Here is a 23,164-nt window from a genome sequence, read left to right on the forward strand (position 1 = left end):
AATTTAAAATGTATTATTAATCTTTTACCCCTAACTTAGTGAGTATTTGTTCCATCAAACACCATTTGGTTATAGAAGACTGTAATAAATTGGCTCCTACAAAAGCGGTAAACCACAACCAATTTTGGTTGACATAGATTGCCAAAAGTAAACTGATTAATATAAAAGTGCCGGCTACCGCCCTTACAATTCTGTTTTTCATAATTCTTTATTTTAATTTGATTTTTCGATATTTAGAACGGCAACATGTATTTTGGATGACGTTTTTAGCTTTTCATTGAATTCAGTAAACAAATCAAATAGTATATTTATATTCTCTTTTTTTACGAAAGCATAAAATAATATCGATTCAGTTTCATTTAATTCTGTTGAAAACCAATTGCTTTCAATGGCCTCTTCAGAAATATCATTAAAGCCTTTAACTTCTTTGTAGGTGAAGGTTTTTACATGGGCTTGTTTCAGCATTTGTTTGATGTCTTTTTCAAATGATATGACTGCGGTAATAATCAGTAGTTTCATGTTTGTTTTTTGTTTAAAATTTTTAAGTTTAAGGTCCCGGTTTTACAACTTTAAACCTTAAACGTTACACTATTTTTTATTTTTCCCATTTCTTTCTCTCCGTTATATAATAAATCAATGGTACCACAATCAATGTTAGAATAGTGGAAACTATTGCTCCAAACACCAAGGAAATAGCCAATCCCTGAAACAAAGGATCAAATAATATGATGGAAGCTCCAATAACCACCGCACCAGTTGTCAATAGAATAGGAGAGGTTCTCACAGCTCCAGCCTCGATTATCGCTTGTTTTAATGCGACACCATCATTCAATCGTATTTCTATAAAGTCAATCAGTAAAACCGAGTTTCTTACCATAACACCAGCTAATGCAATCATTCCAATGAAAGAAGTAGCTGTAAAATAAGCACCTAACAACCAGTGACCAAACACAATCCCGATTAAGGATAGCGGAATAGCGAGCATCATCACAATTGGTGTTTTAAAGTTTTGGAACCAGCCCACAATCAACATATAAATGATTACGATGGCCACCATAAAGGCAACCCCTAAATCACGGAATACTTCCAAAGTAATTTGCCATTCCCCATCCCATTTTACAGTAAAATCACTTTCATCCGTGGGTTGCTCCATATACAATTCATTGACTTTATATCCTTTTGGGACTTTCATTTTAGTCAATTTTTCACTCATTCCTAAAATCGCATATACCGGACTTTCTAATGCTCCAGCCATATCAGCCGTTACATAAACCACACGTTTCTGGTCTTTTCTGTAAATGGTTTTTTGTAATGTATCCGTTTTTACTTTTACCAAATCACTCACCGGAATCATATTTCCCTGGCTTCCTTTAATTTTTAGGTTTTGAATGTCCTGTAAACTTGTTTTGTCTTTATCGTCAAGCGAAAGAACAATTCCCACATTATCATTCGAATTTTCATCATACAAATTAGAAATTGGATATTCTTTGAGTAAATACGTCAAATTCCCAACCACTTGCTGCGGAGCAATTCCATTCAGCATCGCTTTTTCTTTATCCACTTCTAGTTTATACTCCGTTTGATTGTCTTCAACCATCCAGTCAATATCCACAACATCCGAAGTAGTTTCCAAAATAGTTTTTACCTGTTGGGCTACTTTTATCTGGTCTTTATAATTTGGTCCATAAATCTCAGCAACCAAGGTTGACAATACTGGCGGTCCTGGTGGTACTTCAATTAATTTCACGTTTGCGCCATATTTCTTAGCAATTTTCTGGATGGCAGGACGCATCGCTTTGGCAATTGCATGACTTTGTATATCACGGTTTTCTTTGTGCAATAAATTTACCTGAATGTCCGCCATGTTGCTTCCGCCACGCAAATCATAATGACGTACCAATCCGTTGAATGTAATTGGAGCAGAGGTTCCAATATAATTCTGATAATTGACTACTTCTGGTCTGGTCGATAAATACTGAGCAATTTCTTTGGTAACCGCTGCAGTTCGCTCCAGTGTTGTTCCTTCGGGCATGTCAATCACGACTTGAAATTCATTTTTGTTATCAAAGGGCAACATTTTTACCACTACTGATTTCGTGAAAAACATCAAAACAGAACCAAACAATAACACAACAGTAACGGCAAGTAGCATTCTTCTTTTTGTACTGCTTTCTAAGAATGGTCGTTCCAGTTTGTTGTACAATTTATAAATACGACTGGTTTCTAATCCTTCAGATTCTTTGTGTTTTTGATCGTCTTTTTCCTGAAGCAAATGATATCCCAAATAAGGCGTTACAGTCAAAGCCACAAACAAAGACAAAATCATTGCAATCGAAGCACCAATTGGCATCGGACTCATATATGGTCCCATCATTCCAGATACGAAAGCCATTGGCAAAATAGCCGCAATAACAGTAAATGTTGCTAAAATCGTTGGATTTCCCACCTCATTTATCGCATAAATAGCCGCTTGTTTAAAGGGCAGTCGCTTCATCTTGAAGTGTCTGTGCATGTTTTCGGCAATGATAATACTGTCATCGACCACAATTCCCACCACAAAAACCAAAGCGAAAAGTGTAATCCTATTCAACGTATAGTCCAATAAATAATAAGCAAACAGGGTAAGTGCAAATGTCAATGGAACCGAGAAAAACACGACCAATCCACCGCGCCATCCCATGGCTAACATCACCAAAATAGTTACTGCTACTATCGCCACTCCCAAATGCAACAATAATTCGCCTACTTTATCCGAGGCTGTTTCCCCATAATTACGGGTGATTTCAACATGAACATCAGTCGGGATTAAATTTTTCTTTAGCTGTTCTACTTTCGCAATTATTTTCTCCGAAATTTTCATTGCATCTGCCCCTTTAACTTTACCAACTGATATAGTGACGGCAGGATATTCTGATTTTGCCGTTTTGAATTTTTCATTGGCTTTGCCATAGCCAAAAGACACATAACTTCTGGGCGTAGCCGGTCCGTCTTGCACTTTCGCCACTTGTTTCAGATATACTGGCATGTTTTTATTTACACCAACCACTAAGTTTTCTACATCTTCGGCATTCGATAAAAACTGACCTGTAGTAATCAAATATTCCTGGTCATTTTGTACAAAACTCCCTGATTGTGAACTTCCGTTATTGGCTTGTATCATTTGCATAATTCCCAAAGCATCCACGCCATTTTCGGCCATTTTATCCTTGTCGAGAATTATTTTCAGTTCGCGATTGCTGCCACCAATTTCTTTGGTAATCGCCACATCTTTTATTTTTTCAATCTCCGATGTTACTTCTTCGGTTATTTGGCGCAGCTGAAAATTATCTTGTTTAGCACTCCAAAGCGTAATTCCCAACATAGGAACATCATCAATAGAACGTGTTTTCACCATCGGTTTATATACTCCTTTCGGAAACATATCTTCGTGTTTCGCTAATTCGTCGTACAATTTAACATACGAACGCTCCACATCCTGACCTACATAAAACTGCACAATCAGCATCGCCTGACCGTTCATCGCCATCGTATGCACGTGTTCCACTCCTTTAATATTCGAAATAATTTTCTCCAATGGTTTGGCCACACGACTTTCCACCTCCGTAGGACTCGCTCCCGGATAACCCACCATTACATCGGCCATCGGAACATTAATCTGCGGTTCTTCTTCCCTCGGAATCAGAAACGAACTATATACTCCAATAATCATTAAACCCACCATCAGCAAAATGGTCAGTTTTGAGTTAATAAAAAATTGGGCTATTTTACCTGAAATACCTTCTTGCATTTTCTTTTATTTATTTGGGCGTGACCCTCCCAAAAAGGTCGGGTCGGGCTTTCGGCTGTATCTTTTGTTCCGCTACGCTTTACAAAAGGATGCCGCCTGAATCCCTCACGCGGAATTAACAATGACATTTATTTTATAGATTTTCAGTTTTTTGGTTTAAACCTTAAACTTTATTACTGAACACGAACTAAAGCTCCGTTATACAACTTTCCATCTGCCGAAACAATGTATTGCTCATTAGCGGATAAACCAGATAAAACTTCTACTTGATTGCCAAACGTTTTCCCAGTTCGCAACCATCTTAAAATGGCAATGTTTCCAGTTGCAATCGTGTAGATTCCGCTTAGTTGTCCTTGTTTTACCAAAGCATTTTCGGGCACTAAAATTCTATTAGTTTCAACCGTTTGAGTTTTGTTTGCAACAGGAAATTGCACATTTACAAACATTCCTGATAACACTGATGCATCTGTTTTATCTAAATTTACCTTTACCAAATATTGTCCTCCAGTATTCGCAGCCGAAATACTCACTTCGCTAACTTTTCCGGTCAGTGTGACATTAGATGATTTTACCAAAACATTGACAGGCATTCCTTTTTTTATACTTACAATATCATTTTCAGAAACCATGGCTGTTACTTGTAATTTTGAAGCACCTTCCAAACTTACTAGAGGCATTCCTGGATTCGCCATATCACCTTCTTTTACGAAAGCTTTGGTCACCACTCCCGAGAACGGAGCCGTAATATTCGAATACGAAAACTGAGCTAAAATCTCGTTTCGCATTTGTCTGGCTCCTTCCAATCCTGCTTTTGCCATTTCGTAACGTGCTGTAATATCGTCGAGTTCTTTTTGAGAGGCACTTTGTTGTTTGAATAAATTTACAAAACGATCGTAGTCTTTTTTAGCGTTGTTGTAACCAGCGTTCGCTTGATGAATACTGGCATCGACCTGTGCTTTTTTAGCTTGCAAATCAGTATTGTTGATGCTGACTAATAATTGTCCGGCACCTACTTTTTGTCCTACCTGTACATGAATTTTGGTGACATAACCCATTATTCTAGTGCTGAGATTGGCACTGTTTTCGGCTTCAATTTTTCCGCTTGCCGTTACAAATGGACTGTTGTCATCGGATGAAATCCCGCTTACTTTCACGGCAATGGCAAGTTCTTTGGCAGGAGCTTCTTTCTTTTCTCCGTTGCAGGAAGTTAAAAGGATCAGGGCTACAGTCAGTATTGGGATAAATATTTTTTTCATGTGTTTATTTAGTTAAAAATTGTAAATATTCTTGAGTAAAATTATATTCGAAAACAGCTTGCAGGAATTCCAATTCTTTCTGAGACATTTGGGTTTCTGCTTGCAATAAATCAGTCGTTTTTTCCAGTCCTTGCGTAAAACGATTGCTTCGAATTCTGTAAGCTTCCTGCGATTGTTCTAATGCTAATTTGGAAAGATTTACTTTGTTTTCAGCATCTTTTAACTGGCGGTTGGTTTTGCTTAATTCCAATTGGCTTTTGGATTTATATTGTTGGTTTTCCATTTCTGATTTTTGGAAATCCGCTTTCGCTTTTTCCATTTTTCCAATAGATTTATAACCGTCAAAAACATTCAATGACAATTGTGCTCCGATCAAATATCCTTTGGCATTGGTTCCAAAAAGTTTATCATCATACAATTCATAACTTCCAAAAGCATTTAACCTTGGTAAGAAATTCATTTTGCTTGATTGTACCATTTTTGCGTAGGCTTCAGATGATTTATCTATTCCCTGAATGTCTTTTCTATTACTGGAAAGTGTCGTGTTGAACGTTTCAATAACAATTGCATTTTCTAATTCTTCAATGGGTTTATATACTTTATTTGCTGTATCTTCATTTAAAAGAAACCCCAAATAATCCGAAGCGTTTTGCACATTACTTTTGGCGTATTGCAAGTGATTTTTAATTTCATTCACACGAACCTGAACCGAAAGCAAATCTGTTTTTTGAAGAATTCCTTGCTTAAAATAGTTCTCTATCAATTTCAAATTGGCTGTTGCAGTCGTATTGGCTTTTTCCAGAACTTTTGCCGCTTTATAACCCAATTGCAATTCCATGAAAGCTTTACTGACTTCCAGTTCCAAAAATTCTTTGGTGCGCTCCGTTTGCAGTTGAAAGGCCTGCATTTTTGCTTTTGCAGCTTGTCTTCCGTAATATCCATCTACGTTGATTAAGGGTTGTAAAATTTCAATTTTAGTAGCGAAATTTTTCGTTCTTGCTGGATTATTCAATAAGTCTGGATTAAAATCCGATTGCGTTAAAATTTCCTGATTCAATTTGGAACCAAAAGCCATCAAAGGATTTGTTGTTGAAATAGCTGTATGCGATGCCGAAATACTTGGTAAGAATAACGAATTGGATTGTCTGTAATCTGCTTGTGCCGATTTGAATTCCTGATTAGCTATTTTGATAAGCAGGTTTTTATCGGAAGCCTTTTTCCAAATATCCTTTTTAGAAATAGTCAACGTGTCTTGACCAAATCCTAAAGTAGAAATCAAAAATGCTCCTGAAATCAGTATTAAATTTATTTCCTTCATAATTTTTCTTTTATTAATACAGCAAAGATATTAGGTGATAAATCCTTGCACAGTAACAAAAGTCACAGTTACGTAATATTGAAGATTGAAATGTTTTTTTATAATAATGCACCTATTTCAATTTCTTGTTTTATTTTATTATATTTAGAGGGTACAACAAATTTATTGACAATTTTATGAGTATAAATAAGGCTAAATTAACGTATAATGAATTACTCAAAAAAACAGAAGAACAAGAATTAGAAATAATTCGATTGGCTAAAAAAGGACATTCATTAACCAATTTTGAATTCTACGTAAAAGAATCTCTCGATTTGCTATGTATTTCTGGTATTGATGGTTATTTTAAAGAAATAAATCCGGCATTTATAAAAAAATTAGGTTACTCTGAAAAAGAAATACTTGCTAAGCCCCTCGTTTCTTTTATTCATCCCGATGATGTAGACAGAACTACACTTGAAATTGATCTGTTATCAAAAGGTAATACGTCAATAAATTTCGAAAATAGATATTTTAAAAAGAATGGGGAAATTACAATTATTCAATGGACAAGCGGCATCGATTCATCGGGGAAATTTAACTATTCAATAGGAAGGGACATTACTGAACTAAGAAAAACACAAGAAAATTTAGTTGAAAATGAAAAATTATTAAACGAGGCGCAGAAAATTGCTAAGATTGGAAGTTGGGAATTCATTTTTTTTAATAAAAAAATGATTTGGTCAGAGGAATTATATTCCCTTTATGAAATTGAAAAGAAACCAAATCAAAACTTATTTCAGATTTATTTAAATTTTTTTAATAAAGAAGATATTGTTTCTTTTCAAAATAAGATTGATAAGGCCATAATTGATAAAGAACCTTTTGAGTTTGAGCAGGCAGCACTATTTTCAGATAAAGTAAAATGGTTTAATATCATTGTATTTCCCGTAATAGATTCTAATGGGAAAGTTGAAGCCATTAGGGGAAATATTCAAGATATTAGTTTGAAAAAACAAATTGTGGAAGCGCTCAAAGCCAAAGAGAAAGCAGAAGTTGATTTTAAACTAAAAGTAATTGAAGAAAAAAGTAATGCAAAGTTTAAGAATTACATAGAAAATGCTCCTGATGGCGTTTTTGTCTTGGATGAAAAAGGAAATTATTTAGAAGCTAACCATGCTGCAACTATATTAACGGGATATTCAAAAGAGGAGCTCTTAACAATGAAGTTTGATGATGTATCAACGTTAGATTCTGTTGAAGATTATTTCAAAGAGTTCCAGAATCTTTTAGATAATGGAATAGCAAAAAAACAAATCAAAGCAATTCATAAAAATGGAGAGATTAAATGGTGGTCTGTTGAGGTAGTACGGCTTTCCAAAAATCGTTTTTTAGGCTTTGTTAAAGATATTACTGAGAGCAAAAAAGCATTAGAAACGATTAAAAATAATGATAAATATTTTCGAGCATTGGTAGAAAATAATGAAGGAATTATTACCGTACTTGATGAAAATTTGAAAACTTTATTTCGCAGTTCCTCCTCGGAACGCATAACGGGATATTCACAGAAAGAATTTACTACGATTTCTGATTCAGAATATTTTCACCCGGATTATATTGATTATGTGAATCAGAAGTTGAAAGAGACTTTTAAAAGTCCGGGTGTTCTAAATCCAATGTTGTTCCAAGTAAAACATAAAAAGGGACACTATATATGGTTAGAAGGAGTGCTGACTAACCGCTTGAATGACAATGGCGTAAAATTGATTATTGCTAACTTAAGAGATATTACTGAAGGTAAAATTGCTCAGGATAAAATTGAACAAAGCGAAAAACGTTTTCGGGCATTAGTGGAAAACAATGAAGGAATTATTACTGTACTTGATAAAAATTTAAAGGCTTTATTTCGTAGTCCCTCTTCGTTGCGAATAACCGGATATTCAAATGAAGAATTAAAAAAAATTTCTAACAAAGACTATTTTCATCCAGATTATATAGATTATATTGATAAGGAAATTCAAAAAACATTGGAAAATCCTGGAGTTCCAAATCCAGTTTTATTTAGGGTCCAACATAAAAAAGGGCATCATATTTGGCTGGAAGGCGTTATAAATAACCTATTAGATAACAGCAGCGTGAATGGCATTGTTTCTAATTTAAGAGAGGTCACTGAACAAAAAGAAGCCATTGAAATCTTAAGAGAAGAAAGAGATAAGTTTGCTAAAATTGCAGCAACTTCACCGGGATTAATTTATTCTATGCGTCAAAATAAAGACGGCTCATTGAGTTATCCTTATGCTAGTGATGCGATTGAAGAAATTTACGGTTTCACGTATGAAGACATTAAAAATGATTCAAATGCCATTTTCGCATTGATTCATCAAGATGATATTGGTCATGTGATGGAAAGCATTAAAATAACGACATCTAAATTAGTTCCACTTAAAGTTCAATACCGTTATCTCCATCTTACAAAAGGATTGGTATGGCATGAAATGAACTCTTTACCGGTGCTTGAATCTGAAGAAAGAGTAATTTTTCATGGAATCGTTACTGATATCACCGAAAGAATTGAGGCGGAACAAAAACTTATTAAAGCGAATCGACTCTATTTATTTATTAGCCAGATAAACCAGATGATTGTTCGCACGACTGATGAACAAATTCTTTTTAAAGAGGCCTGCACAATAGCGGTTGAATTAGGGAAATTTAAGGTAGCTTGGATTGGCTTAGTAGATGAAAATACTAAAAAAGTAGTTCCAAGAATGATTGTAGGCGAAGATATGGGGCATCTTGCTAAAATAAAAATGATTTCAACAGAAGATGTTTCGCAGGGTAAAGGTCCTTGTGGAATTGCCGTTAGGGAAGCCAGATATGTGGTATGTAATGATATTGAGAATGACCCAATGATGTTGCTTTGGAAAGAAGAAGCTTTAGAACGAGGTTTCTTTTCGTTAATTGTGGTGCCAATTAAAAAGTTCGGAAAGGTTATTGGAATTTTTTCTGTTTATGCCAGTGAAAAAAACTTTTTTGATTCCGAGGAAATTTCACTTTTGGAAGAAGCAACAAGTGATGTAGCTTTTGCGTTAGAGATTTTTGATAAAGAAGCTTCGCGCAAAAAGGCAGAGGAGGCCGTTTTGGAAAGTCAAGAGCGATATCATACACTTACGGAAGTATCTCCGGTTGGAATTTTTAGAACCGATGTAAACGGGCTTACCACTTATGTAAATCCACATTGGCGTCAAATTTCAGGTTTGTCTTTACAGGAAGCTTTAGGAAACGGTTGGCTCAAAGCAGTTCATGAAGAAGATAAAAATTCAATATTAAAAGGATGGGAAAATGCCACAACAAACCAACAAAATTCACTATCAGAATATCGGTTTGTGCGTCAGGACGGCTCTGTTGCCTGGGTAATGGGACAGGCTTTACCTGAATATAATGTAAAAAACGAAATAGTAGGCTACATTGGTACCATAACTGATATTACGGAGCGAAAAACTGCCGAATCGATAATCTTAAGAGAGAAAAAACTATCAGAATCGATTATCAATAATCTTCCAGGAATTTTTTATCTCTACGACAAATCTGGAAACTTTGTAAAATGGAATAAAAATTTTGAAGAGGTTACAGGCTTTAATAATGACGAAATTTCTCAAATGACTCCAACTGATTTTTATGATGTAGCTGATAAGGAAAGAATCAGGGAAAGATTAAAAGCGGTTTTTGAGAAAAATTTACCGGATATAGAGGTGGATTTATTTACCAAAAATAAAAATAAAATTCCGTATTATATTAGTTCTCATGTAATTGATTATGAAGGGAAAAGGTGCTTGTTAGGAATGGGAATTGATCTTACGGAAAGAAAAAAAGCCGAAGCAAAAATAAAAATAGCTAACGAACGATTCGAAATGATTTCTGCAGCTACGAATGATGCTGTTTTTGAAGTGGATTTGATAACAGGAGAAAGCTGGAATAATAAAACATTTGCTGATCTTTTAGGGTTTGGCAACAGTGAACCTGATGGAGTTAAGAATACTACGATATGGCGTTCTAAAGTTCATCCGGATGATAGAGAAAGAGTTATAAAAAAATTAGAAGATTTCTGTGCGGGAACTACAAATTTATGGTCGGATGAATTTCGTTTTCAAAAATCAGATGGCACGTACGGTATATTTTACGACAGGGGTCTTATATCTAGGGATGAATCTGGAAAAGCAATTCGTTTAAATGGTGCTCTAACTGAAATTACAGAATTAAAGGATATTAAGGAGCAACTGTTAAATAGTGAAGAAAAATACCGCAGTTTGATTGAGCAAGCTTCTGATGCTATTTTTATTAATGATGTTGCAGGAGATTTATTGGAGGTCAATGAAAGTGCTTGTTTCTTGTTAGGTTATTCTAAAGAAGAACTGTGCACAAAAAACATAACTGATTTATATACGATTGATGAGCTGAAGTGCAGACCAATTATGATTGAAGAATTACTTCATGGCGAAAAAACACTAATTGACCGTACTATGTTGCATAAAGATGGGACATTAATTTCAGTTGAGATAACAGCCAAAATGATTGCTGATGGTCGTATTGTGGCGATAGTACGAGATGTAAGCACACGTAAAAAATCAGAGAATGAATTTAGGAAAATTCACAAAAAACTGGAAGCGATTCTCGGCGCAATACCGGATTTATTGTTTGAAGTAGACATAAAAGGTAAAATTTTTAACTACCATTTCCGTCAGGATGATTTGTTAGCGTTATCTCCAGATGTATTTTTAGGAAAATCATTTTCAGAAGTATTACCACCGGATGTTTCAAATTTGTGCATATCCGCTATTCGAGAGGCATCAGAAAAAGGGTATTCTACCGGTCGACAATATTCATTACAATTAGCTACTGGCAGACACTGGTTTGAACTTTCGATAGCTCCCATGAAGGAAAGTGATGAACATGAAACACATTTCATTTGTCTTTCACGAGATATTACCGGTGCCAAACAATCTGATAATGCCCTATTGAAAAGTGAGGAACGGTACCGTGGTTTGCTAAACAATCTGGATGCAGGTATTGTGGTTCATGCTCCTGACACCTCTATTGTAGTCAATAATATAAAAGCAGCTGAATTATTAGGACTAAGTGACAATCAAATAAAAGGGATTGCCGCCTATGATCCTACTTGGAATTTTTTGAATGAAGATAATTCTGTGATGTCCATTGCTGAGTATCCAGTAAATCAAATTGTTGTTACAAAACAAGCACTTAAGAATTTTACAATTGGCGTGAGTCGACCAATAACTAATGATGTTGTCTGGCTGTTAATCAACGGGTATCCTGATATTGATGCTAATGGAGCGATTTACGAAATCGTAATTAGTTTTATTGACATCACGGAACAAAAAGTAATGGAAAGGGAACTTGTAAAAGCGAAAGAACTAGCAGAATCCGCCAATAAAGCCAAAACTTATTTCCTTGCCAATATGAGCCATGAAATTAGAACACCGCTTAACGGAATAATTGGATTCACACATTTACTGATAAAATCAAATCTAAAAAAGAATCAATCCGCATACATGAAAACCGTTAATGAATCTGCAATTTCATTGATGGAAATAGTGAATGATGTTTTGGATTTTTCCAAAATTGAATCTGGGAAATTAGAGTTAAATAATGAAGAAATCAATCTTTTCAAATTAACAGATCAGGTTATTAATTTGTTTAAATATCAGGCCGACCAAAAAAAGATAGATTTAATTCTAAACATTAACAAAAATACGCCACAATATATTCTTGCGGATTCAGTGCGATTGAAGCAAATACTGGTCAACCTTTTGAGCAATGCAATAAAGTTTACCAACTTTGGAGAAATTCGTTTAGACATTGATGAAATTGATACAATAGATCAGAAATGGTCTGTTATCAAATTTTCGGTAAAAGATTCTGGTGTTGGAATAAAATCAGGAAACAACGAAAAAATATTCAATTCATTTGTTCAGGAAGACAATTCAACCAATAGGAAATTTGGAGGTACTGGATTAGGTTTAGCGATTTCAAATCAGCTTTTGGATTTGATGGACAGTAAAGTAGAACTCATCAGTAAATATGGCGATGGTAGTGATTTTTACTTTATTGTAAAATTCAAAAAAACAAATCATGTAAAGAATAAAAATCAACTACTTTCTAAAACAGCAAAAAATAATGCATTATTTCTGATTACCAAGCTGGCAGACAAAAAGGTTTTAATTGTAGAAGACAATAAAATCAACATGCTTTTGGCTAAAACATTGGTTAAAAACATTATAACGAATTGCACCGTTATTGAAGCAAAAGATGGCAATGAAGCCTTAGAAATGTACAAGAAAGAGCGACCTGATGTTATTTTAATGGATATCCAAATGCCCAATAAAAACGGGTATGAAGCAACTAATGAAATCAGGCAAATAATAGGAGCGGAACATATTCCTATAATTGCGATAACAGCAGGAATAATGGTTGAAGATAAAAAAAAATGTCTGGAAGCGGGAATGAATGATTATTTACCCAAACCTATTATTCAATCAGATTTGGAAAATATGCTGCATATTTGGTTGGATAAAAATTAATTTTAGCTCAAAATTTAAAAAAGTGTTTGTTGATTCAGACACTTTTTTTGTGCAAATTCTTTGCATTCTGTTTATGTTTTTTTAATATTTAATTTACTTGTAAAAATGCATTTATTTTATTAATTTTATCTTTTACTAGCTGTTAATCAGTTAATTAAAATGATTGACAATAGTACAGAGACATGTTTTGTTCATATAAATGATATAAAACGTTAATTTATTTTAAACTTTTTTTAAAATAAATTAAACAATTGTTAAATAAAAGTAGTTCAGCTGTCAGCAGGAAACTGTTTTTATTCCATTTTTTATTTCGAAAAAAAACCATGAAGCTGTCAAAAACGTACTAAATAGTCATTTAATAATTCAGAACAAGTTTGATAAAAGCGTTCTGCGTAACAATTATAGTTATAGAAAATTCAAATTTTGTAATGATAAAAAATAATCAAATCAGCCTTGGGGAGGGTAAAGTTCTAGATTTGAAACCAAATTTAAGCTTATCGGAAGCCGATACCAATGATTTTCCAATTATTGATATTGGAGCGTCAGCTGGTGGATTAGAAGCACTTGCTTTATTTTTTAAAAACATGTCTATTGACAGCGGCTTGGCATTCAGAGTAATTCAACATTTAGATTCGACCTATACTGGAATAATACCAGAATTATCACAAAGAAAGACCGAAATGAAAGTCATTCAGGTAACTGACACGCTCAGAGTAAAAACAAATTGTATTTACGTAATTCCACCTAATAAAAGCTTATCAATAGTATACGGAAGACCACATTTATTTGTTCCAACAGAATCTCGTGGCCTTCGATTACCGGTAGATATTTTCTTGAAGTCATTGGCCATGGATCGTATGGAAAAAAGTATTGGAGTTATTTTTTCCGGAATGAGTTCAGATGGGAGTTTATCATTGAAAGCCATTGCGAAAAAAAATGGAATTGCCGTGGTAAAAGATCCAGCTTTATCAAAGTTTAATGGCATGCCACGCAATGCAATAGAATCGATTGTGCCGGATATTGTGGTTCCGGTAAAGAAATTACCTGCTAAACGGATTAATGTATTTCATTATTTACCAGAAATAAATACAGAGTCAGAGCTCCCTATCAAAACTAAAAGTAGTATTGATAGAATTAATGGGCAGTCTCTGGAACAAACTAGACATAATTTTTCGAGAGATAAAAAAAATACTTTAAGGCTTCGCATTGAACGAAGAAAAGGAATACATCATATTGATAAAATACAAAGCTATGTGCGTTTTTTACAGGAAAACCTGAAAGAGATTGAATTGCTTTTTAAAGAATTATTAATAGTGGCCAGTTTTTTTAGAGATTCTGATGTTTGGACAAAGCTCAAAGAGGAAATTATCTCCAATATATTAAAAGGAATTCCTGACGGACATACTATAAGAGATTGGGTTCCGGCATGCTCCACTGGAGAAGAAGCGTATTCTTTGGCAATCATTTTTGATGAGTTTTTATCTAAATTGGAAAAACCCAGAAATATAAAATTGCAAATTTTCGCTACTGATTTAGATATTTTATCTAATGAGAAAGCCAGAAAAGTCTTTTTTTATTCCAGCATAACTAAGGATGTTTCTCATGGGAGGATTACTAAATTTTTCACACTTAAAAACGACGGTTATCGCATAAATACTTCCATTCGCGAACTAACAGTTTTTGCTCCCCACAACGTAATCAAAGATCCTTCATTTACAAAGTTAGACCTATTTACTGGTAGCAATATGCTAATTTACATGGAACCACAACTGCAAAATAAATTAATAATGCTGCTTAATTATAGCCCAAATCAGGACGGGATAATGATGGATGGAACTGCGGAAACAATCGCAAGCAGTATCAAACGATTTGAATTATTGCTTTCTAAATTGAAGTTTTATAAACGAATTTCTAAATCAGTTTCTCCTAGATTCACGAATTTTCCAAATTACTTTTCCCAAACAAGAAGAATAACTCTTGACATTATAAAGGAAACCAAAGTCGTTGAAAACATACAGACCCTTACGGATCAAATTTTATTGCAACTTTTTTCGCCCACAGGCATACTTGTAAATAATAAAGGTGACATTATATACATTACTGGGAGAACCGGAAAATATTTAGAACCCGCAGCAGGCAAAGCAAACTGGAATGTTCATGCAATGGCGCGGGAAGGTTTAAAATATGAATTGCCGGAAGCATTTCGTAAAGCTTTGCCAAGTTTTGAACCGGTGCATATTGATAATGTAAAAATAGCTGAAAACGGAAATTTCCATCTTGTCAATTTGACGGTACAGCAAATAGAAAGTCCCGATGCAGTAAAAGGATTGATTATTATCATCTTTACGGATATTCCAGCTATTACCGCACCGGTCTCAAGTACTTTAACAGTAAAAAAACAATCAATTGTATATATACGAATTAGCAGACTAGAACAGTATTTAAGTTAATAAAGGTTGCATAATTTCCAATTTTAAACAATTAAAATAGTAGTATTTAAATCGATTGCACTTATGGAAAACATTGAAAATAAAACCGAAAACCCCCACATTATCAGGCAGAAAGCTGAAGAATTACATCGAATAAAAGAATCAAAATATAGTCCTAAACTTTCAGAAGTGGAAACATTAAAACTTATCCATGAATTAGAAGTTCATCAGATAGAGTTGGAAATACAAAAAGAAGAGCTCATGCTTGCCAAAGATGAGGTTGAAAATGCTTTGCAAAAATATTCGAACTTTTACGATTTTGCACCTACTGGCTATTTTACGCTGACAAATTCAGGTAAATTGCTCGATTTAAATCTTGCCGGTTCCCAACTTTTGCGGAAAGAAAGATCAGAACTGAAAAATAGTCAATTTGGCTTTTTTGTTTCTGATGATTCAAAATTGGTTTTCAATCAATTTTTAGAAAATATATTCAGATTGGATAATAAAGAATGTTGCGAAGTGAAATTACTTTTAGATGATGCAACTACAATGCATGTGTACCTAACAGGAATTCTTTCAGGAAATAGAGAGCAAGCCTTTATTACCATTCTAGATATTACCCAACTTAAAAAACCTGAAACTGCTTTGCGAGAAAATGAAGCTCGCTATAGGGATTTGCTTAACAATCTTGATGTTGGAATAATTGTGCATGATGGGGACAGCTTAATTATTTATTCTAATCCAAAAGCCTCTGAACTCATTGGTTTGAGTGAGGAACAAATAAAAGAAGATGAGGGCTCTAAACAAAATTGGGAATTTGTTAATGATGAGAACAAATCTTTGTCTTCAGAAAATTATCCCGTTAACCTAATTATTCGAAATAAAAGAGCGGTTAATAATTTTATTATTGGAATAAATAAAATGGACAACAGGGATGTTAAATGGTTTTTATTGAACGGTTTTCCCGTTATGGGCAGCAGTGGAGAAATTGCTGAAGTTGTCATCAGTTTCATCGAAATAACAGCATTGAAAAAGTTAGAAATTGAACTAACAAAAGCCAAAGAACAAGCCGAAGCAGCTAATAAAGCAAAATCCAGTTTTTTAACAAATATGAGCCACGAGATTCGCACTCCTTTGAACGGAATTATTGGTTTTACTGATTTATTGATGAGAACAAATTTGGATGAAAGCCAAAAGGAATTTATGAATACGGTTAATGAATCCGCAACTATTTTAATCGAAATTATAAATAATATTTTAGATTTTTCGAAAATTGAATCCGGAAAATTAGAACTGAATATTGAGGAAATCAACCTCTATGAACTGACGACTCATATAATTGATATTTTCAAATACCACGCAATATTAAACAAAATAGATCTCATTTTAAATATTGAGGATAACGTTCCTAATTTTGTGTTTGCAGATTCCATTCGCTTGAAACAGATTTTAGTAAACTTAATCGGGAACGCTCTGAAATTTACGAAAGTAGGATTTGTACAATTGGACATTAGTTCTGAAATTATTTCTGGAGACGAGCATCGATGTATTTTATATTTTTCGGTTAAGGACAGCGGAATTGGAATCAAGCAGGAAAATCAAGAGAAAGTGTTCCAATCCTTTATTCAGGAAGACCGTTCTGTAACACGTAAATTTGGTGGAACAGGACTTGGATTAGCCATTTCAAATCAGCTTTTAGGTTTAATGGATAGTGAATTAAAATTGAAAAGTAAATTTGGTCAAGGAAGTGAATTTTATTTTACAGTGCAATTAGAAAAATCTCATCATGAAATTGCCGCTAAAGACCAAGAAGCAGAAATTACTACAGAAAACCAAACGATTTCTTCGGGTGATTTCAACGACAAGAAAATATTAGTGGTTGAGGATAACCGAATTAATATGCTTTTGGTAAAAACATTGCTCAAATCGATACTTCCGGGAAGCACTGTTTTAGAAGCTTCGGATGGTAATAAAGCGATCAAAATGTACAAAAAAGAGAATCTGGATCTAATCTTAATGGACATTCAAATGCCGCACAAAAATGGTTATCAAACGACTGCCGAAATCAAGCATCTAAAAAAATACAATAACATTCCTATAATTGCTTTAACAGCAGGAATTATGTTAGGAGAAAAAGAAAAATGTTTGGAATCCGGAATGGATGATTATGTTTCAAAACCAATTATCAGATGTGATTTAGAAGAGGTTTTATATAAATGGTTGAAAAAAAAACCGTTAAATTAAAATAATAAAAGATGAGAAAATACTTTTGCAATCTGTAATTAACCGTAACATAAGACAGTTGATTATAACTTTCGTTGATAAGTAAGAATGAAAAAACACATATTTTCCAACAAGTTACTGTTTGGCTTTATATTCTTGTTTTTTTAATCCAAATTTTTTGATAGCATTTTTTTTGATGTGTTCTATCACTTCTTCAACAGAGTCTGTCACAAATAAAAGCTTCATATCTTGAGGACTGATACTTTCATTGTAAATCATTCTTTGAATGTGATGACACAATTCTTTATGATAAACAGAGTCAAAAATAACAATGGGAAAATTGTTGATGATTTTATTTTGAATTAAAGTCAATGCCTCAAATAATTCATCCAAAGTCCCCATTCCTCCGGGCATTACTACAAAGCCATAGGAATATTTTATGAGAATTACTTTTCTGACAAAGAAATAGGGAATATAAATCCATTTGTGAAGGTACGGATTTGGCTTCTGTTCTACTTGAAGAACTATATTTGTACCCACAGAATAACCGCCAGCTTCGTAAGCACCTTTATTTGCGGCTTCCATAATTCCAGGTCCGCCACCGGTCATTACTGTAAATCCTAATTTAGCTATTTCGGCACCAATACGTTCTGCATTTTTGTAATGCGCTGTTTCCGGACCAAAACGAGCGGAACCAAAAATGGTGACACAAGGACCAATAAAATGCATTTTCTGAAACGCTCTGATGAAGTTGTAGAGTACTTTAAAAATGAAAACTAAATTTTTTAATCGGGTCAAAGGTCCTCTTACAAATAAAGATTCAGATCTTGAAAGTCTGTATTGGCGTGGCTTTTCCATAGTGATCACTAATATAGGAAAATATCAGGTTGCATTTATTTTTCCATCCCAATAAATGAATTTAATACTAATTTAGTTCTAAAATTTAAAGTAGTTTTCCGTTAAAATCTTTGAAAAGTCACAAGTATTCTCAAACTAAAACAAAAGTTTTTCGATTGTTATTATTTTGGCTATTTATTGCTTTTTTCCAAAATAGTTTTAATGATTTCCTCCTTACTCAAAACACCAGATTGTCTCCACAACTGTTTTCCGTTTTGAAACAAAATCATCGTAGGAACACCACGAACCTGATACTGACTCGATATTTGCTGGTTTTTATCCACATCAATTTTGATAATGGAAACGCGATCTCCCAAACTGTCTTTTACTTCTTTCAAAACGGGACCAAGCATTTTACAAGGGCCGCACCATGTGGCAAAAAAGTCTATTAAGACTGGTTTTTCGGACTGGATAATGGTATCGAAATTATTCATTTTTAGTGTATTTATTGTTAGGAATACTGCAACCATTCGCGCCACATCCTAAATTGAAAATTACCTGAATGAAGAAAAATAGTCCAAGACCAATGAACATCCATTCTTTCAGGATATAGGCTTGTGCAAATAAAAATAAGGCAAACACCAAGCGAACCCAGCGCATAACATGCCAATTTGTGAATAATAGTGCTTTCATTTTTTTTCTAAAAAAGGAGTATGAATTTATTTTTTTATTTTTTTGATGGTATACTTTTCATCGAAAGCAATTACTTGTTGTAATGTTTCGATTGTAATTTCATTTTTGCTCACAAGTAATGCATCAGCAAAATTACCGCTGATGCTTACGTTTAAAACGCCGTCAATTGCCAGTAGTTTTTCTGTAAGCGTTTCAATCGATTCGCTATATGTAATACCTTCCAGTGCATAAAGGTTTACAACAACCTGACTGTTCTTTTTCAATTCGATACACAATTCTGAACTGGCTCTTGGTGCAATTGAATTTTCGGATAAATCCATTTTTATAAATTCAAAAGCGGCTGTAAAAAGCTTTTCATATTCTTCTTTACTTCCGCCAAAAGGAGGTCCTGATTCAAACATTCTATTGAATAGTAATCCCGACAGAATTCCTTCTTCAGCCAAAAGTTGGTGCATTTTCCAAACGTATTTTTGACGCATATTTGGAGGCAAAGCACAGAAAAAAGTTTGCTCAATAATCAAATCATATTTTCCCTCATGTTCAAAAAAATCACCTAAAAGAATTTGAATGTTAGGATTGTTTTTGCATTTTTCTTTTAAAAAGGAGACTGGTGTGGGTGCAATATCGATAACGGTAATATTTGAAAATCCTTGCTTCAGAAGGTATTCCGCTTCATAGCTGTTGCCACAACCGGGAATCAAAATACGGCTATTTATATCCGCAACCGTATCTGCATACATTTGTATGGGCGGTGATACTTGGCCTAAATCCCAACCGGTAGTTTTGGCTTCATATTGCGCTTCCCAATAGGCTGCATTTAGCGGTCTATCGCAAGAAACGACACAACATTTTAAATCGGACATTTTATATTTTTTTTCGGGTTGAAATTCCTAACAGCGCATACAATGGGCAAAAGCTCACAAAACTGGTGATTATAAAAATAAGGGCAAATGCTCCTAAAACAATTGCAAGTGTACCGCTGATAGTATTGGTAAAATACAATATTGCAATGATTACTGCAATGGCGATCCGGATAATTTTGTCTATTGAACCCATGTTTTTTTTCATTGTATACTTTTTATTTGGTTATTAGTTATTTCAAAACTTTACTTTGGCAAACGAAATCGGTTTTTGGAACATTCGTTTTTGCAATAGCATTAAAACCGCCTTCAATTTCAGTAAAATTTCTGAAACCACGCGCTTCCAGTATTGAAGCGGCAATCATACTGCGGTATCCACCAGCACAATGTAGGTAAAAATGTTCTTTTGGATTAATATCTTTAACCCATTCATTAATAGCCGCTAATGGCTTGCTATAAGATTCCTCAATATGCTCTGCGCAGTATTCACTTTCTTTACGAATGTCAATTATTTTGCTTTCGCCAATTTTTACTTCCTTGGCAAATTGTTCGGCTGAAATTCTATTTACGGTATCAATTTCTTTTCCTGCTTTTGCCCAAGCATCAAAACCACCTGCTAGATGACCAATCAAGTTGTCAAATCCCACACGGCTCAAGCGAGTAACGGTTTCTTCCTCTTGTCCTGGTTCGCAAATAATTAGGATTGGTTGTTGCACATCGGCAATTAAAGCGCCTACCCACGGAGCAAAATCACCATCAATTCCAATATTTACAGATTGCGGAACAAACCCTTTGGCAAATTCTCCGTTTTTACGAGTGTCCAAAAGTAAGGCTCCGGTTTCTTCAGCAGCCACTTCAAATTCTGAAGGGGAGATCGCACGCATTCCTAAATTCAAAACGTTTTCGAAACTATCGTATCCTTTTTTGTTCATGGCCACATTCATACCAAAATAAGCGGGCGGCGGCAATAAACCTTCCGTCACCTCTTGTACGAATTCGGCTTCTGTCATATTCGCACGTAATGCATAATTAGTTGCTTTTTGGTCGCCAATGGTTGAAACGGTTTCCGTACTCATATTTTTTCCACAGGCACTTCCTGCACCGTGAGCAGGATAAACCATGACATCATCTGCCAAAGTCATGATTTTTGTTCGTAACGAATGAAATAGGGTAGCGGCCAATTGTTCTTGTGTCATGTGTGCCGCTTTTTGAGCTAAATCCGGCCTTCCCACATCGCCTATAAACAAAGTGTCTCCCGAGAAAATAGCATGATCATTTCCGTTTTCGTTAATCAATAAAAAAGTAGAGCTTTCCATGGTGTGTCCTGGAGTGTGCAGTACTCTTATTTTGACGTTTCCAATGGTGAATTCCTGTCCGTCTTTTGCAGAAATGCAATCAAATTCGCAGGTAGCATTTGGACCATAAACGATAGGAGCACCAGTTTGGCGGCTTAAATCGACGTGGCCGGAAACAAAATCAGCGTGAAAATGGGTTTCGAAAATGTATTTTAATTTTACGTCATCTCTTTTTAGTCGGTCCAGATAGGGTTGGGTTTCCCGTAACGGGTCGATAATGGCAGCTTCACCATTTGAAGTAATATAGTAAGCGCCTTGTGCTAAACATCCGGTATATATTTGTTCTATTTGCATGATTGCGTTTTTTTAAATGTAAAGTACAAATGTATTTCTGTTTTTTAGGAAAAACAGTGACAATTGTTACATTACTATTATTAGAATAAGAAAAATGAGTACTTGGATTGTATGATTCTGTTTCAAATATTAAACAAAAAAACAATACTAAAGATAATCAAAAATTAAGAGTAGTGTCCATTTTACAAAGTGAATTTTTCATAAAATTAGAATCTAAAGTATTGATAAACAGGTGATAAATATATGGTATAAAGAATACGGACAAAAAAGAAGCGTTTATAAAAAAGGCTTTCTCAGTGAATTAAGTAAATTTATTTTAAAAGTTCAATATTGTTACGGTGTAAAGCAACTATGCCGCGCTGTTCCATTTTTTTTAACAAACGGGAAATCACCTCTCTAGAAGTATTCAATTCGGAGGCAATTTCCTGATGGGAAAGTTTCAATTCTTTACAACCACAAACATCAGCATGGCGTTTTAAATAAAATTCCAATCGTTCATCCATCGCTCTGAAAGCAATGCTGTCAATAACTTCTAAAACTTCTTCAAAACGACTTCTGTACGTGTCAATTACAAATTCATACCAACTGCGGTGTTGCATCATCCATTTATCCATCAATGGTAAAGGCACCATGATCAATTCAACATCCTCAACGACTTTGGCCATGATTTGGCTTTTTTCATTTTTGGTGGCACAAATCATAGAAATGGCACAAGCTTGACCCGGTTGCAAATAATACATAAAAAACTCTCCGCCATTTTCATCTTCGCGATAGACCTTTATTTTGCCACTGATTACGAGTACCGTATTTTTTATATACTGACCGGTTCGTATGATGACATCGCCGGTTTTGAAGGATTGTATAGCCGCATTGGCATCAACATCTTTGACTAATTCAGTAGAAAAGGAAGTAAATATTTTTTTTATCGGATCAGTCATTTTAATTTTTTTCACTATTTTGTACTGTAAAAGTAGTTTAAAAAACTTAAAAAACAGGTCGTTTTTTAGACTAAAACGGCATACAAGTGCTTGATTGAGCGTCTATTATTTATATATTGCCTATAGATTTAATAGACTGTTTTTCGCAAAAATAAAAGCATGATTTATACTTTCTTGATAGTTAATGTTTTGCGAAAACGATTTCTTATTAATATTATCTAATTAACAATTGATGCGTTTATTGTTCGGTAAAAACGTTGTATTTTTACAAAAAACATCATTATGAATTTAACACAAGAAGATTGGGTTTCTCAATTTGAAGCTGATGAAAATGCAGTGATTCTGGACGTGAGAACCGAAGACGAATTTAACGAAGGCTTTATAGCAAATGCTATCAATATCGATATTCACAGAGGCCAGGATTTTGTAACCGAAATAGAAGCTTTGGATAAAAATAAAAATTATTTTGTGTATTGCCGATCCGGAATTCGAAGTGCAAAAGCCTGTGAAATAATGAATCAGCTGGGTTTTGAAAATGCTTATAATCTTATTGGCGGCATTACAGAATGGGACGGCGAGGTCATTGAACCATAAAACGG

The 23,164-nt window shown here is 34.3% G+C and carries 16 protein-coding genes; 4 read left to right on the plus strand and 12 right to left on the minus strand.

Translation table 11 applies throughout. The annotated features are described in order from the left end of the window. Nucleotides 1-16 precede the first annotated feature (16 nt). The 5 genes from BMZ76_RS09665 to BMZ76_RS09685 all read right to left on the minus strand — a co-directional run bounded on the left by BMZ76_RS09665 (nucleotide 17) and on the right by BMZ76_RS09685 (nucleotide 6,361). Complete coding sequence (locus BMZ76_RS09665) at nucleotides 17-202, minus strand: YgaP family membrane protein (protein WP_091205473.1); 186 nt, start codon at nucleotides 200-202, stop codon at nucleotides 17-19. Between the two features lie 11 nt (nucleotides 203-213). After that, nucleotides 214-519, minus strand: coding sequence for a hypothetical protein (locus BMZ76_RS09670; RefSeq protein WP_091205475.1), 306 nt, complete (start codon nucleotides 517-519; stop codon nucleotides 214-216). 76 nt (nucleotides 520-595) lie between these two features. Further along, complete coding sequence (locus BMZ76_RS09675; RefSeq protein WP_091205477.1) at nucleotides 596-3,787, minus strand: efflux RND transporter permease subunit; 3,192 nt, start codon at nucleotides 3,785-3,787, stop codon at nucleotides 596-598. 173 nt (nucleotides 3,788-3,960) lie between these two features. Beyond that, the gene (locus BMZ76_RS09680; protein WP_091205480.1) at nucleotides 3,961-5,043 is read right to left on the minus strand and encodes an efflux RND transporter periplasmic adaptor subunit; all 1,083 of its coding nucleotides are present in this window, start codon (nucleotides 5,041-5,043) and stop codon (nucleotides 3,961-3,963) included. Nucleotides 5,044-5,047: 4 nt separating this feature from the next. Then, nucleotides 5,048-6,361 (minus strand): TolC family protein, encoded by a 1,314-nt coding sequence (locus BMZ76_RS09685; RefSeq protein WP_091205483.1) that lies wholly within the window; start codon nucleotides 6,359-6,361, stop codon nucleotides 5,048-5,050. A gap of 176 nt (nucleotides 6,362-6,537) precedes the next feature. On the opposite strand from BMZ76_RS09685, the gene BMZ76_RS09690 reads away from it, so the two are divergent. The 3 genes from BMZ76_RS09690 (at nucleotide 6,538) to BMZ76_RS09700 (ending at nucleotide 17,609) form a co-directional block, all read left to right on the plus strand. Continuing rightward, nucleotides 6,538-12,936: a PAS domain S-box protein gene (locus BMZ76_RS09690; protein WP_091205485.1), complete on the plus strand. Its 6,399-nt coding sequence runs from the start codon at nucleotides 6,538-6,540 to the stop codon at nucleotides 12,934-12,936. 428 nt (nucleotides 12,937-13,364) lie between these two features. After that, nucleotides 13,365-15,386: a chemotaxis protein CheB gene (locus tag BMZ76_RS09695; RefSeq protein ID WP_091205487.1), complete on the plus strand. Its 2,022-nt coding sequence runs from the start codon at nucleotides 13,365-13,367 to the stop codon at nucleotides 15,384-15,386. A gap of 63 nt (nucleotides 15,387-15,449) precedes the next feature. Continuing rightward, on the plus strand, nucleotides 15,450-17,609 hold the full coding sequence (locus tag BMZ76_RS09700; protein WP_091205489.1) for a PAS domain-containing hybrid sensor histidine kinase/response regulator: 2,160 nt from the start codon (nucleotides 15,450-15,452) through the stop codon (nucleotides 17,607-17,609). Nucleotides 17,610-17,723: 114 nt separating this feature from the next. Here the strand turns inward: BMZ76_RS09700 and BMZ76_RS09705 are convergent, their stop codons facing one another. The 7 genes from BMZ76_RS09705 to BMZ76_RS09735 all read right to left on the minus strand — a co-directional run bounded on the left by BMZ76_RS09705 (nucleotide 17,724) and on the right by BMZ76_RS09735 (nucleotide 22,565). Further along, on the minus strand, nucleotides 17,724-18,446 hold the full coding sequence (locus BMZ76_RS09705) for an LOG family protein (RefSeq protein WP_091205492.1): 723 nt from the start codon (nucleotides 18,444-18,446) through the stop codon (nucleotides 17,724-17,726). A 170-nt stretch (nucleotides 18,447-18,616) separates the two neighbouring features. Continuing rightward, the gene (gene trxA, locus BMZ76_RS09710; RefSeq protein WP_091205494.1) at nucleotides 18,617-18,919 is read right to left on the minus strand and encodes a thioredoxin; all 303 of its coding nucleotides are present in this window, start codon (nucleotides 18,917-18,919) and stop codon (nucleotides 18,617-18,619) included. Beyond that, nucleotides 18,912-19,118: a hypothetical protein gene (locus BMZ76_RS09715; protein WP_091205496.1), complete on the minus strand. Its 207-nt coding sequence runs from the start codon at nucleotides 19,116-19,118 to the stop codon at nucleotides 18,912-18,914. The genes trxA and BMZ76_RS09715 overlap by 8 nt, the downstream gene beginning before the upstream one ends. 26 nt (nucleotides 19,119-19,144) lie before the next feature. Continuing rightward, complete coding sequence (locus tag BMZ76_RS09720; protein ID WP_091205498.1) at nucleotides 19,145-19,981, minus strand: methyltransferase domain-containing protein; 837 nt, start codon at nucleotides 19,979-19,981, stop codon at nucleotides 19,145-19,147. Between the two features lies 1 nt (nucleotide 19,982). Next, a complete protein-coding gene (locus BMZ76_RS09725; protein ID WP_091205500.1) occupies nucleotides 19,983-20,186 on the minus strand; it encodes a YgaP family membrane protein in 204 nt (67 codons plus the stop codon). Nucleotides 20,187-20,211: 25 nt separating this feature from the next. After that, a complete protein-coding gene (locus BMZ76_RS09730; RefSeq protein ID WP_091205502.1) occupies nucleotides 20,212-21,627 on the minus strand; it encodes an MBL fold metallo-hydrolase in 1,416 nt (471 codons plus the stop codon). Nucleotides 21,628-21,938: 311 nt separating this feature from the next. Next, on the minus strand, nucleotides 21,939-22,565 hold the full coding sequence (locus tag BMZ76_RS09735) for a Crp/Fnr family transcriptional regulator (RefSeq protein WP_091205504.1): 627 nt from the start codon (nucleotides 22,563-22,565) through the stop codon (nucleotides 21,939-21,941). A 282-nt stretch (nucleotides 22,566-22,847) separates the two neighbouring features. Here BMZ76_RS09735 and BMZ76_RS09740 point away from each other — a divergent pair, with 282 nt between their 5' ends. After that, complete coding sequence (locus tag BMZ76_RS09740) at nucleotides 22,848-23,159, plus strand: rhodanese-like domain-containing protein (protein ID WP_091205506.1); 312 nt, start codon at nucleotides 22,848-22,850, stop codon at nucleotides 23,157-23,159. Nucleotides 23,160-23,164 lie beyond the last annotated feature (5 nt).

Source organism: Flavobacterium xueshanense (genome assembly GCF_900112975.1).
GTDB lineage: Bacteria > Bacteroidota > Bacteroidia > Flavobacteriales > Flavobacteriaceae > Flavobacterium > Flavobacterium xueshanense.

What these genes read in the sequence shown, in the direction of transcription:
- BMZ76_RS09730 (WP_091205502.1), bottom strand. Translation starts at nt 21,627, where the DNA reads ATGCAAATAGAACAAATATATACCGGATGTTTAGCACAAGGCGCTTAC.
- BMZ76_RS09670 (WP_091205475.1), bottom strand. Translation starts at nt 519, where the DNA reads ATGAAACTACTGATTATTACCGCAGTCATATCATTTGAAAAAGACATC.
- BMZ76_RS09740 (WP_091205506.1), top strand. Translation starts at nt 22,848, where the DNA reads ATGAATTTAACACAAGAAGATTGGGTTTCTCAATTTGAAGCTGATGAA.
- BMZ76_RS09700 (WP_091205489.1), top strand. Translation starts at nt 15,450, where the DNA reads ATGGAAAACATTGAAAATAAAACCGAAAACCCCCACATTATCAGGCAG.
- BMZ76_RS09715 (WP_091205496.1), bottom strand. Translation starts at nt 19,118, where the DNA reads ATGAAAGCACTATTATTCACAAATTGGCATGTTATGCGCTGGGTTCGC.
- trxA (WP_091205494.1), bottom strand. Translation starts at nt 18,919, where the DNA reads ATGAATAATTTCGATACCATTATCCAGTCCGAAAAACCAGTCTTAATA.
- BMZ76_RS09705 (WP_091205492.1), bottom strand. Translation starts at nt 18,446, where the DNA reads ATGGAAAAGCCACGCCAATACAGACTTTCAAGATCTGAATCTTTATTT.
- BMZ76_RS09690 (WP_091205485.1), top strand. Translation starts at nt 6,538, where the DNA reads ATGAGTATAAATAAGGCTAAATTAACGTATAATGAATTACTCAAAAAA.
- BMZ76_RS09720 (WP_091205498.1), bottom strand. Translation starts at nt 19,981, where the DNA reads ATGTCCGATTTAAAATGTTGTGTCGTTTCTTGCGATAGACCGCTAAAT.
- BMZ76_RS09685 (WP_091205483.1), bottom strand. Translation starts at nt 6,361, where the DNA reads ATGAAGGAAATAAATTTAATACTGATTTCAGGAGCATTTTTGATTTCT.
- BMZ76_RS09735 (WP_091205504.1), bottom strand. Translation starts at nt 22,565, where the DNA reads ATGACTGATCCGATAAAAAAAATATTTACTTCCTTTTCTACTGAATTA.
- BMZ76_RS09675 (WP_091205477.1), bottom strand. Translation starts at nt 3,787, where the DNA reads ATGCAAGAAGGTATTTCAGGTAAAATAGCCCAATTTTTTATTAACTCA.
- BMZ76_RS09665 (WP_091205473.1), bottom strand. Translation starts at nt 202, where the DNA reads ATGAAAAACAGAATTGTAAGGGCGGTAGCCGGCACTTTTATATTAATC.
- BMZ76_RS09680 (WP_091205480.1), bottom strand. Translation starts at nt 5,043, where the DNA reads ATGAAAAAAATATTTATCCCAATACTGACTGTAGCCCTGATCCTTTTA.
- BMZ76_RS09695 (WP_091205487.1), top strand. Translation starts at nt 13,365, where the DNA reads ATGATAAAAAATAATCAAATCAGCCTTGGGGAGGGTAAAGTTCTAGAT.
- BMZ76_RS09725 (WP_091205500.1), bottom strand. Translation starts at nt 20,186, where the DNA reads ATGAAAAAAAACATGGGTTCAATAGACAAAATTATCCGGATCGCCATT.